Raw genomic sequence first — 12,941 nt, forward strand, 5'->3', positions numbered from 1 at the left:
AAACTCTCTCGGTTTTGATTAGTTTCGTCCACAAAATACGGATTGATGGACAAAGTCACGGAGGAATTAAAAAAAGGACTGAAACTTTTGCGTTTGGAATGGGAGGAGGACTTAGCCCAATACAAAAAGAAATTTTTGAATACTTCCCTTGCTGACAAGAAAAAGGAAGGTATCACTTGGCATCCCATTCAGGTAAAAAAGGCAAAAATCGGTATGGGTGAGCGGCTTTTAGTGGAAATTGAAAGACTAGACTCCAATCAAAACTCTGCTTTCCAGTCTGGGAAATCCGTGGCATTTTTCTCCACTCAGGAAGGTTATTCCAAATCTGAAAACCGTATCAATGGCGTGATCAATCAGGTCAAAAAAGACTCCATGATCGTGACACTCCAAGTGGATGAACTTCCAGAATGGATGGATAGCACCCGTTTAGGAGTTGATTTATTGTTTGATGAAGGAAGCTATCGGGAAATGGAGTTTGCCTTGAAAAAAGTCATTAATCCTGAAAATATCCGTCTCCGTGAGTTGAAAGAAATCCTTTTGGGGGATAAAGAACCTTCATTTTCGAGTCAATCAACTAGGCAGCGGCTAGCCTTGAATTTTTCTCAAAACCAAGCTTGCCAAAAGGTGCTTGAAGCTAAAGATGTTGCTGTTATTCACGGGCCTCCGGGGACAGGGAAAACCACAACCTTGATTCAGGCAATTTATGAGGCTGTGAAGGCAGGTCAGTCTGTTTTGGTTTGTGCACCGAGTAATGCGGCGGTGGATTTGCTGGTTGAAAAATTGACAGATCAAGGAATCAATACCCTCCGCATAGGTCATCCTGCAAGGGTGGAGGAAAAGATTTTGAATCAAACTCTTGATGCCAAAACAGCTTTTCATGAAAGCTATCGGGATCTAAAAAAGCTTCGAAAAGACATAGCTCAGTACCTCAAATTGGCGAAGCAGTACAAGCGAAACTTTGGACCAGAGGAGCGTAGACAACGGAAATTACTTTTTGATGAAGTGGGTAGGATACGTGAAGCAGCCAAGCATCTAGAAGAGTATATTTCCTATGATATTTTTCAAAAAAACCAGGTTTTTGCCAGTACGCTAGTTGGTGCCTCTTCGGTTCATTTGAGGGGGATGATCTTTGATGTGGTTTTTATCGATGAAGCGGCTCAAGGATTGGAAGCAGCTACTTGGATCCCCATTTTGAAAGCCAAAAAAGTGGTTTTTGCTGGAGATCATCTCCAACTTCCACCGACTATCAAATCATTTGAGGCAGCCAAATCTGGATTAGAAGTAACGCTTTTTGAAAAAGTAATCCAGCGAAAACCTCAATCTGCTCATATGCTTCAGGTTCAATACCGAATGAAGGAAGAGATCATGGGCTTCTCGAATGAATATTTTTATGGAGGAAAACTAGAGGCTGCAGAAAACACCCAGTCTCATTTCTTTGAAAATGAACCTATTCTTGAATGGATCGATACCGCAGGAGCTGGATATACTGACCGGCAGGAGGAGGAGAGTCTGAGCACCTTTAACCCTGAGGAGGCAAAATTTGCCTGCCGCTATTTGGAGGATTTAATCAAGCGAATTGGAGTTTCCAGATTCAAGGAGAATCAATGGACGATTGGTTTGATTGCTCCCTATTCCGCTCAAGTTCGATATTTAAGACATTTGATATTTGAAACCTTTGATTTCCCCAATTTAAAGGCCTTTTCAGACTTAATTACCATCGATACAGTAGATGGTTTTCAAGGGCAAGAGCGGGATTTGATGTTGATTTCCCTGACCCGATCCAATGACCGGGGAGAGATTGGTTTTTTGGCAGACGAAAGAAGAATGAATGTAGCTTTGACTCGAGCCAAGCGAAAACTAGTCTTGTTTGGTGACAGCGGAACCTTGGCAATCAATCCTTTCTTTGATTCGCTTTTGGGCTATTTTGAAGAAAAGGGAGGCTATCGAAGCGTTTGGGAGTTTTTGGTGGATTGAAAAATCAATTCCTAGAAATAATCTCCTGCTGATAAACCAAATTCAACAAGCTTAATACTTCTCCAAAAGCCTCTGCCGATTTCAATTGCTCATCAGATACCTTCTTTCCCAATAACCTACAAAGCAATAAGCCATAAACACCATTGAGGCAAATCTGAACCTCATTTCCCAAGCCTTGGCCTTCAGCATCCATCACGGCTTGAAGAATATGTGGTTTGGCCTTTTGAAAAGTCTCAAAATAAGTTTTATCCGATTTCACAAGTTGCCAATGTAAAGAGGAGAGTTCATCGACGAGTTTTTTGGTCTCGGAAAGATGTCCTTTTTCTAAAATCCCCTCGCTCTCCATTTGATTGCGAAGATTTTGATACCACTCTAAAATGGATTCTTTTTCTACTTCCTCAACAGGGAAATGTGAAACTACATATTGACGGATTTCTTCCAGATTTCCCTGAAAAGACCGAATCAAATCTTCTTGCTGATATAGATAGATGATGTATTCGGCGATGTTTTGGGATTTTTTTCTGTCAGCTATGGATTGCATGAAGTTAAATTTATTCCTTGACAAAGGTAAGAATTAAGAAAAGATAGCTGCGCAGATAATTTTTAAGATAGGCTGCGCCAAGATAAAGAAAGATAGCTGCTCAGATAGTTTAAGATAGGGTTTAGCTCAGATAGGGGAGGATAACTTCGGGGATGATTTTGAAGCTACCCCTTATTAAATATCTTGCCGAAGGCATATCTCGCTAAACGAAGTGAAGCATATCTTGTAAAACACTTTCTTTCAACATTTGGAACCATTTATTGTTAAGCTATTTAACCTAGTTTCGGGGAATATTCTCCTTCTTTTTCCCTACTTTTGCGGCACAATTGGCTATGAAAAACATTCGAAATTTCTGTATCATCGCCCATATTGACCATGGGAAGAGTACACTGGCGGATAGGTTGTTGCAGTTTACCAATACGGTAACTGACCGGGAGATGCAAAATCAATTATTGGACGATATGGATTTGGAGCGTGAGCGAGGTATCACGATCAAATCCCATGCGATCCAGATGAAATATAATTACAAGGGAGAAGAGTATATCTTCAATCTGATCGATACGCCGGGACACGTCGATTTTTCCTATGAAGTTTCCCGTTCCATTGCTGCCTGCGAAGGAGCACTATTGATCGTGGATGCTTCTCAAGGTATCGAAGCCCAAACTATTTCCAATTTGTATTTGGCAATGGGTCATGACTTGGAGATCATCCCTGTTCTCAATAAGATTGACCTACCTGGTGCTGATCCAGAATTGCGAGCGGATGAAGTGATTGATTTGATCGGTTGTGATCGAGAAGACATCATTTTGGCTTCCGGAAAAGAAGGGATTGGTATCGAGGATATTCTGAATGCTGTGGTTGAGAAAATCCCAGCACCGAAAGGAGACCCGGATGCACCATTACAGGCGATGATTTTTGATTCGGAATTCAATTCGTTCCGTGGGGTAGAGGTAATCTTCCGGATTTTTAACGGAACCCTCAGAAAGGGAGATAAAATTAAATTCGTCAATACTGGACGAGAATACGACGCCGATGAAATTGGGATTCTTGGTTTGAATCAAATTCCTCAACAGGCGATGAGTGCCGGAAACGTAGGTTACTTGATTTCCGGTATTAAGGTAGCAAAGGAAGTTAAAGTAGGCGATACTATTACCCACACTAAGCGGCCTTGCGAAAAAGCGATTCAAGGCTTTGAAAACGTAAAGCCAATGGTATTTGCAGGTATATATCCGGTGGATACTTCTGAATTTGAGGAATTGAGGGCTTCCATGGAGAAGCTTCAGTTAAATGATGCATCTTTGGTTTGGGAACCTGAAACCTCTGCGGCATTGGGATTTGGTTTCCGATGTGGTTTCTTGGGAATGCTACATATGGAGATCGTTCAGGAGCGCCTAGAACGTGAATTTGACATGACTGTCATCACGACAGTTCCTTCCGTTCAATTCCGAGCCTTGATGAATGACAACACCTACAATGTCATCAATGCTCCCTCAGATATGCCTGACCCGAACAAATACAAGCATATCGAGGAGCCATTTGTAAAAGCTTCCATCATCACAGCGGCAGAGTACGTGGGTCCGGTAATTCAGTTGTGTATGGAAAAACGGGGACAGATTAAAAATCAGGTTTACCTGACTTCCGATCGAGTTGAGCTGCAATTTGATATGCCTTTGGCAGAGATTGTATTTGACTTCTTTGATAAGTTGAAGACGATTTCCCGAGGATATGCTTCTTTAGATTATGAATTGAAAGGTTTCCAGCCGTCTCACATGGTTCGTTTGGATATCATGTTAAACGGAGAACCTGTAGATGCCTTGTCAGCAATTGTTCACCGAGACAAGGCCTATGAATGGGGTAAGCGACTTTGTGAAAAGTTGAAAGAATTAGTACCTCGTCAAATGTTTGAAATCGCGATTCAGGCGGCAATTGGAACCAAGATTATTGCCCGAGAAACAATCAAGGCATTGCGTAAAAACGTATTGGCCAAATGTTACGGAGGTGATATTTCCCGAAAGCGAAAATTGCTTGAGAAGCAGAAAAAAGGAAAGAAACGCATGCGCCAAGTAGGAAATGTCGAGGTTCCTCAGGAGGCGTTTATGGCGGTTTTGAAATTAGATTAAGAGTACGAAGTATTTCAACTTCAATATTCGACATTCGATGTTCCTCATTCATTATTTATAAATATTGGTAGTTGGATATAGAAAATTAAGATCTGAGATTGTCCAACTAGATACTTGTCATGGAAAGAAAATATGATTTGGAAGTGCGTCTGATAGATTTTGCTGCCTCCATCATTGCTTTCACGGACTCAATGGTTAATTCAAAAGCTGGAAACCATTTAGCAAATCAGCTTTTACGAAGTGGAACCTCTCCAGCTTTGAATTATGGTGAAGCACAATCTGGAGAATCTAGAAAGGATTTTATCCATAAACTGAAAATAGTTCTCAAAGAATTGAGAGAAACTAGAGTCGCAATCAAAATAATTGAAAAATCGATTTTACATCTTGATAAAGGAGAAATCAACAATCTCTTGGACGAGTGTAACCAATTGATTTCAATCTTTGTGAAAAGTATAGAAATTGCTGAACGAAATAAAAACTAAATATCGAATAATGAACGTCGAATGATGAATTTCGAAGTTCTCCAAACCCATAAGCAAATGCCTACAATCATCGACGGAAAAAAAACCTCACAAGACATAAAAAATGAAATTGCTGCGCGGGTGGCCGAAATCAAAGCCGAGGGCGGAAAAACTCCTCATTTGGCGGCGGTACTTGTAGGGAATGATGGCGCAAGTCAAACCTATGTAGGAGCAAAAGTAAAAGCCTGTGAGCAAGTGGGATTTGAATCTACCTTGGTTCGTTTGGAGGAAAGTGTTTCGGAAAGTGAATTGCTTCGTGTGGTAGAAGACATTAACAATAATCCTGAAATCGACGGCTTGATCGTTCAATTGCCTCTTCCAAAACATATCTCTGTTGAGCGTGTGACTGATAAAATCAAACCTGAAAAGGATGTGGATGGCTTTACACCAGCCAATGTTGGAAGGATGACTCTCCACTGGCCTGCTTATGTCGCTGCAACTCCTTATGGAATTGTAGAGCTGTTGAAGCGCTATGAAATTGAAACTTCTGGAAAGCACTGCGTGGTGATCGGTCGAAGTCATATTGTCGGTAGCCCGATGAGTATTCTGATGGCTAGAAATAGCTATCCTGGAAATGCAACCGTTACCTTGACTCATAGCCGAACCAAGAACTTGGCTGAAATCACCAAAACTGCAGATATTCTGATAGTGGCGATTGGTAAACCTGAATTTGTGACTGCTGATATGGTGAAGGAAGGTGCTGTGGTAATTGATGTGGGGATTCACAGAATTGAAGATTCCAGCAAGAAATCTGGTTTTAGATTAATTGGGGACGTGAAATTTGATGAAGTTTCCCAAAAAGCTTCAGCGATTACGCCTGTTCCAGGGGGAGTTGGACCGATGACAATTGCCTCTCTTTTGTACAATACTTTGCTTGCTGCAGAGGGTAAAATTTACCATTAAAATATTTTTGCAAAAGCTAGGAAAGGGTTTGCATGAGATGCTGTCCCTTTCTACTTTTGCAATCCTAATCCGCGCATGTGGTGAAACTGGTAGACACGCCATCTTGAGGGGGTGGTGCTCTATGGGCGTGGAGGTTCGAATCCTCTCATGCGCACAAAACCTTCCCAAATCGGGAAGGTTTTTTTATTAATGGCGAGTTTTTAAACTGGATTTTTGGCTATTTTTCGATCAAATCAACTTGCCATGAAAAAGACCTTACTCTCCCTTTTATTTCTTGCTTTCTTGGGTATTTCTAGCATTCAAGCTCAAACCCCTCAATATCCTATTGTAAAGGGTTTTGGAGGGATTTATGAAGTTCCGGATGCAACCGAAAGACCCGATCCCACGCTGGAATATAAAATCTTGGTTGATCTGATAAGTGGAGCAGACGACCCCAAAGTTATCAATCGCTATGTGGACAATGTGGCTCGCTTGATGAATTTGCATGGATTGGCAGGTGTGCCTAAAGACCGACTTCATGTGAAAGTGGTGGTTCATGGTGGAGCGATTTTTTCTCTGCTAAATGATGAAAAATACAAGGATCGCTTCGAAGTAGAAAACCCGAATTTGAAAGTGCTCGATGCTTTGAAAGAAGCAGGAGCAGATATTCTCGTTTGTGGCCAATCCATGGTGGTGCGCAAATTGAAAAAAGAAGACCTTTGGCCAGGAGTGGAAATCGCTCATTCTATGCTTACTACGGCGACGACCTACGTGCCACAAGGCTATGTGATGCTTCGGTTTTAAGGCTTTTGGGGTATTGTTTGAATCCGAAATCTAGATTTGAACTTTTCGCCCTGAAATTCCTTTAAATTGCTGTACCTTTGTATCATCACGCTAACATATCACCCGGTCAATGAGTGACGCAATTAAACACGAATGCGGTATAGCCATGGTTAGGCTCCGCAAATCACCCCAATACTACATTGATAAATATGGTACGCCTGCCTATGCTTCAAACAGGATGTATGTCCTGATGCAAAAGCAAATCAACCGAGGTCAGGATGGTGCAGGCGTCGCCAATGTGAAAATCAACACCAAGCCCGGTACTCGCTACATCAGCCGATATCGATCTGTTGAGCCTTCAGCTGTCAATTACATCTTTGAAAAGATCAGCAAAAAGTATAAAAAGGCGAAAAAGCTTGGAGGTCATGATGGATTAAGCGACGCGGAATGGTTGAAGGAAAATATTGCTTTCACCGGGGAAGTTTGGTTGGGACACTTGAGATACGGGACGCATGGTGAAAACAGCATCGAGACTTGCCATCCTTTTTTAAAGCAAAATAACTGGCGAAGCCGAAATTTGGTCATGGCAGGCAACTTCAACATGACCAATGTGGAGGAGCTTTTTGGAAAGTTGGTTCAGCTGGGTCAGCATCCGAAGGAAAAAACCGATACAGTGACCGTAATGGAGAAAATCGGCCACTTCTTGGATGAAGAAAATCAGCGAATTTTTGATAAGTACAAGCATCAGTACACCAACGAACAAATTACCCAATTCATTGAAGACGAGTTGGATGTGGCTCGGATTTTAAGAAGATCTTGTCGGGACTTTGACGGTGGCTATGCGATGTGTGGACTAATTGGAAACGGTTCCAGTTTCGTGGTACGAGATCCATCTGGAATCCGTCCGGCCTATTACTATGCTGATGATGAGATTATCGTCGTAGCATCTGAAAAGCCAGCGATTAAATCTGCATTTAATATTGATTTCAAAGCCATCAAAGAGATTCAGCCAGGGCATGCTTTGGTAATCAATAAAGATGGCTCTTACTCCGAAGAGGAAATTTTACCGGCTCGGGAGAAAAAATCCTGTTCTTTTGAGCGAATCTATTTTTCAAGAGGAACAGACCCTGATATCTACCAAGAGCGAAAGAACTTAGGAAAGGCCTTGATTCCTCAGATTTTGAAGGCTATCGACTTTGATTTGAAGAATACAGTATTCTCCTACATTCCAAATACCGCAGAAACTGCTTTTTTGGGTATGATTGAAGGGTTGGAAGAATACCTTGTTGCTAAGAGAAAAGAAGTCTTCTTGGAAGGAAAGCCTCATGTAGGAGATTTGGAGGAATTGTTGAATTTCCGTCCTCGGGTTGAAAAGTTGGTGAGCAAAGACGTCAAACTTCGAACTTTCATCACCAATGATGACGACCGCGATACCATGGTGAGTTCGGTGTATGACACGACTTATGAAGTGGTAAGGCCTGGCGTGGATACCTTGGTAGTGATCGACGACAGTATCGTTCGTGGCACTACTTTGGAAAAAAGTATTTTGACCACCTTGGATAAATTGAATCCAAAACGAATCATCATCGTGTCTTCCGCTCCACAAATTCGCTATCCGGATTGCTATGGAATTGATATGTCCAGAATGAAGGACTTTATTGCTTTCCGAGCAGCGACAGCTTTGCTGAAAGAGCGCAAGATTGATAATATCATGGAGGAAGTTTATGAAGCTTGCCAAGCGAACCAAAGAGCTTCCGAAAACTTTGTAAAGCGAGTGTATGAGCCATTTACTGATGAGGAAATCTCTGATAAAATCGCTGAAATTGTTACTTCTCCTGAAATTCGTGCAGAAGTGAAAGTTATTTATCAAACAGTTGATTCTCTTCATCGCTGCATTCCTGATCATCTTGGAGACTGGTACTTTACAGGCGATTACCCAACCGATGGAGGAACTTGGGTGGTAAATAAAGCTTTCAAAAACTACATGGAAGGAAAGACTATTCGAGCATATTAATCGAATTGATTATAAAAATTTAAAAGGCGTCGGGAAAAATCTCTACGCCTTTTTTCATTTTAGTATTTTAGCAATTGATTCAAAAAAGATAAATCTCAAGACAAATGACTATCGATATTTCCCTGTTAAAGCAAGTGTGTGAAATTGCCGGAGCGCCGGGTTTTGAAAAACGTATCCGTGATTTAGTGATTGACCTAGTTCGGCCCCATGTGGATGAAATCCGAACTGACAATCTTGGAAACGTGATCGCGATAAAAAAAGGAAAGCGAAATCCAGATGGAAAGCGGGTAATGGTGGCCGCCCACATGGATGAGATTGGTTTTATCGTGACTCATATCGATGATCAAGGATTTGTTCGTTTCCACACGCTAGGCGGTTTTGATCCAAAGACATTGACTGCTCAGCGAGTAATTGTACATGGAAAGAAAGACTTGATAGGAGTGATGGGGACAAAGCCCATCCACGTTATGAGTCCTGAGGAGCGAAATAAACTTCCCAAAACAACAGACTTTTTTATTGACTTGGGGATGTCCAAAGAAGAGGTTGAAAAGTATGTTTCTGTAGGTGACCCAATAACGAGAGAGCGTCATTTGGTGGAAATGGGAAGCTGTGTCAACTGTAAATCCATTGACAATCGTGTAGCAGTGTACATTTTGATTGAAGCTTTGAAAAAAATCCAGAATCCTGCCTATGATGTCTATGCAACCTTTACGGTTCAGGAGGAAGTAGGAATTCGGGGAGCAAATGTTGCAGCTCATGGGATAAACCCGGATTTTGGCATTGCCTTAGATACCACGATCGCCTTTGATGTGCCGGGAGCTCAGCCTCATGAGAAAGTAACCGAACTTGGAAAAGGAACTGCAATCAAAATCATGGATGCGATGACTATATGCGATTACCGCATGGTGGAGTTTATGAAGCAGACAGCCAAGAAAGAAAATATCACTTGGCAGCCTGAAATCTTAACTGCTGGAGGAACAGATACAGCGGGGGTTCAGCGAATGGGTAAACAAGGTGCAATTGCCGGTGCGATTTCAATCCCAACTAGACATTTGCACCAGGTAATTGAAATGGCGCATAAAAAAGATATCGCAGATTCAATTCAATTGCTTGTTGCTTGCCTTGAGCAGATTGATGGCTACAATTGGAGCCATTAAAAAAGAGGCTGTCTGAAATTACCAAATGTCACATTGGGCGTAGTCGAAATGTAATCACCTTGAATGGAAATAGCTTTCGACTCCCTGCCAGCCGGCAAGGCAGGTGCTCAGGCTTATAATAGAAGGCTTTTGAAATAGCCTCTCGAAATATCTAAGAAACTCTCCCTAGAAAAACCAGGGAGAGTTTTTTTATCCCAATTTTGCCAAGCTATCTTCCAAGGCCTTGATTTTGGCCTCAGCGTCAGCTTGTTTTTTCTTTTCCATTTCTACCACCTGAGCAGGGGCATTGTTGACAAAGCGCTCATTGGAAAGCTTTTTCATCACAGATGCCAGGAAGCCTTTCGTGTACTCTAGTTCCTTCTGCAAATTGGCCTTCTCTTCCTCTACATCGATGGAATCACCCATAGGAATAAAGCACTCATCAGCCTTCACAACAAAGCTCATGGCGTTTTCCACCTTCTCTCCAAAATTAAGTGAAGATAGGTTTGCCAATTTGGTGAGTACTGATTCAAATCGAGTGTATAACTCAGGGTTTTTGGAATTGATCGTCAAATCCAAAGCCTCTTTTGGAGACATGCCTTTGGAGGCTCGAAGATTTCTGATTTGAGATACCACTTCAAATACTTGAGCAGCTTCTTCAATGATTTTCTCGTCAAAAGAAGTCTGACTTGGCCAAGTTGCCAAAATCAGAGATTCTTCCACACTTCTTTCTTGAATTTGATGCCAAATCTCCTCCGACAAGAAAGGCATGAAAGGATGCAAAAGCTTCAAAATGCCTTCAAAGAACACAATTGTCTGATCGTAAGTCTTTTGATCGATTGGCTGCTGATAGGCAGGTTTGATCATTTCCAGATACCAAGAACAGAAATCATCCCAAACCAACTTGTAAGTAGCCATCAAAGCATCCGAAATACGGAATTTCTCGAAATGATCATTGATCTCTGCCAAGGCTTGCTGGAATCGGTTTTCGAACCATTCTATACTTGCATCATTTGCTGAACCATCCAAGTTTGGATCAATTTCCCAGCCTTTTACCAAGCGGAATGCGTTCCAGATTTTATTGGCGAAATTCCTTCCTTGCTCGACAAGCTTTTCATCAAAAGGCAGGTCGTTTCCAGCAGGAGAGGAGAAGAGCATGCCTGTTCTGACACCATCTGCTCCGTATTGAGCAATCAATTCTAAAGGATCAGGTGAATTGCCCAAAGACTTGGACATTTTTCTACCCAATTTATCCCGTACGATCCCTGTCAGATAGACATTTCGGAATGGCTTATCGCCCATGTACTCGTAGCCTGCAATGATCATTCGAGCAACCCAGAAAAAGAGAATTTCAGGAGCTGTCACCAAATCATTGGTAGGGTAGTAATATTTTAAATCTTCATTTGGTTTTCCAGTAGTGAAGACATCCGTATCAAAAACCGAAATCGGCCACAACCAGGAGCTAAACCAAGTGTCCAATACATCTTCATCCTGCTTTAGGTCTTCTAGGGTGAAGTTAGCATTGAATTGTTCATTGGCAAGTTGAAGCGCTTCTTCAGCAGTTTTCGCTACCATAAATTCTCCATTTGGGAGGTGATAGGCAGGAATTCGATGTCCCCACCAAAGTTGTCGGGAGATACACCAATCCCGAACATTCTCCATCCAAACTCGGTACATGTTTTTGAACTTCGGAGGATGAAGTTGAATGATATCATCCATTACAGCCTTAAAAGCAGGCTTGGTGATTTCATCCATTTTCAAAAACCACTGCAAGGAAAGCTTTGGTTCGATAACCGCATCTGTCCGTTCGGAGTGACCAATATTTGATTTGTAGTCCTCGATCTTTTCCAGTTGACCAGCTTCTTCAAGAAGCTTTCCTATTTTCTTTCTTGCTACAAAACGGTCCTCACCAACGAGAATTTGCGCCTTTTCATTTAAGGTGCCGTCATCATTGAGAATGTCGATTACCTCGAGTTTGTGCCTCACTCCAAGTTCGTAGTCATTCAGATCGTGAGCTGGTGTTACTTTTAGGCAGCCCGTACCAAATTCCATATCCACATACTCATCCTCAATGATTGGAACGGACCGATTGATCAAAGGAATGATCGCTCTTTTTCCCTTCAAATGAGTAAAACGTGGATCGTTTGGATTGATGCAAATGGCTGAGTCGGCCATGATAGTTTCCGGTCTGGTAGTGGCGATGGTCAAATATTCATTTTCAGAACCCTCGATTTTATACTTGATGTAGTATAATTTCGAAGCCACTTCCTTCATGAATACCTCATCATCCGAAAGGGCTGTTTGTCCCTTTGGGTCCCAGTTGACCATACGGATTCCTCGGTAAATTTTTCCCTTTCGGTAGAGGTCAACGAAAACAGAAATCACGGCATCACTCAAACCCGGATCCATGGTGAAGGCAGTTCTATCCCAGTCACAGGAAGCACCGAGTTTTTTCAATTGCTCTAGGATAATTCCTCCGTACTTTTCCTTCCATTCCCAAGCATGCTTAAGGAAATCTTCCCTTGAAATATCTTTTTTGTCGATGCCTTTTTCCTTTAAAAGCTGAACGACTTTGGTTTCAGTAGCAATGGAAGCATGATCTGTCCCGGGAACCCAGCAGGCATTTTTGCCCTGCATACGAGCGCGTCGAATCAAGACATCCTGGATGGTATTGTTTAGCATATGACCCATGTGAAGGACGCCGGTTACGTTTGGTGGCGGGATCACAATGGTGTAGGGTTCTTTGTTGTAATCAACTTTCGATGAAAAAAGCTTGTGCTCCATCCAATAGGCATACCATTTGGCCTCGGCCTGTGACGGATCGTATTTACTGGAAATAGACATGCTATGATTTTATTTTTCGAAGTCGCAAAAATAGCAGAAAAAGGGGAAAAGGCCTTGATTGAATGGGTTTGTAAAAAATAAAAAGAGGCTGTCTCTACTAATTAGACAGCCTCAAATATGGAATCA

The 12,941-nt window shown here is 42.0% G+C and carries 9 protein-coding genes and 1 tRNA gene; 8 read left to right on the forward strand and 2 right to left on the reverse strand.

Going from position 1 to position 12,941, the window contains the following annotated elements; genetic code table 11:
• Positions 1-45 precede the first annotated feature (45 nt).
• Entirely contained in the window at positions 46-1,974 is a 1,929-nt protein-coding gene (locus NY014_RS00175; protein ID WP_259412509.1) for an AAA domain-containing protein, read from the forward strand.
• A 4-nt stretch (positions 1,975-1,978) separates the two neighbouring features.
• On the opposite strand, the gene NY014_RS00180 is transcribed toward NY014_RS00175, so the two are convergent.
• A complete protein-coding gene (locus NY014_RS00180; RefSeq protein ID WP_259412510.1) occupies positions 1,979-2,515 on the reverse strand; it encodes a DUF4924 family protein in 537 nt (178 codons plus the stop codon).
• Between the two features lie 332 nt (positions 2,516-2,847).
• On the opposite strand from NY014_RS00180, the gene lepA reads away from it, so the two are divergent.
• The 7 genes from lepA (at position 2,848) to NY014_RS00215 (ending at position 9,992) form a co-directional block, all read left to right on the forward strand.
• Positions 2,848-4,635 (forward strand): translation elongation factor 4, encoded by a 1,788-nt coding sequence (lepA, locus tag NY014_RS00185; RefSeq protein ID WP_259412511.1) that lies wholly within the window; start codon positions 2,848-2,850, stop codon positions 4,633-4,635.
• Positions 4,636-4,754: 119 nt separating this feature from the next.
• Positions 4,755-5,117 carry a four helix bundle protein gene (locus NY014_RS00190; RefSeq protein ID WP_259412512.1) on the forward strand — a complete coding sequence of 121 codons (363 nt, stop codon included), beginning with the start codon at positions 4,755-4,757 and terminating at the stop codon, positions 5,115-5,117.
• A 57-nt stretch (positions 5,118-5,174) separates the two neighbouring features.
• Entirely contained in the window at positions 5,175-6,059 is an 885-nt protein-coding gene (gene folD / locus NY014_RS00195) for a bifunctional methylenetetrahydrofolate dehydrogenase/methenyltetrahydrofolate cyclohydrolase FolD (protein WP_259412513.1), read from the forward strand.
• 71 nt (positions 6,060-6,130) lie between these two features.
• A tRNA-Leu gene (locus NY014_RS00200) sits at positions 6,131-6,213 on the forward strand.
• An 89-nt stretch (positions 6,214-6,302) separates the two neighbouring features.
• A complete protein-coding gene (locus tag NY014_RS00205; RefSeq protein ID WP_259412514.1) occupies positions 6,303-6,842 on the forward strand; it encodes a DsrE family protein in 540 nt (179 codons plus the stop codon).
• 109 nt (positions 6,843-6,951) lie between these two features.
• Positions 6,952-8,835, forward strand: a complete 1,884-nt coding sequence (locus NY014_RS00210) for an amidophosphoribosyltransferase (protein ID WP_259412515.1) — start codon at positions 6,952-6,954, stop codon at positions 8,833-8,835.
• A gap of 104 nt (positions 8,836-8,939) precedes the next feature.
• Complete coding sequence (locus NY014_RS00215; protein WP_259412516.1) at positions 8,940-9,992, forward strand: M42 family metallopeptidase; 1,053 nt, start codon at positions 8,940-8,942, stop codon at positions 9,990-9,992.
• A gap of 189 nt (positions 9,993-10,181) precedes the next feature.
• Here NY014_RS00215 and NY014_RS00220 read toward each other — a convergent pair whose 3' ends face one another.
• Complete coding sequence (locus NY014_RS00220) at positions 10,182-12,815, reverse strand: valine--tRNA ligase (RefSeq protein ID WP_259412517.1); 2,634 nt, start codon at positions 12,813-12,815, stop codon at positions 10,182-10,184.
• Between the last annotated feature and the right edge of the window lie 126 nt (positions 12,816-12,941).

The sequence above is a fragment of the Algoriphagus limi genome (assembly GCF_024919275.1).
GTDB lineage: Bacteria > Bacteroidota > Bacteroidia > Cytophagales > Cyclobacteriaceae > Algoriphagus > Algoriphagus limi.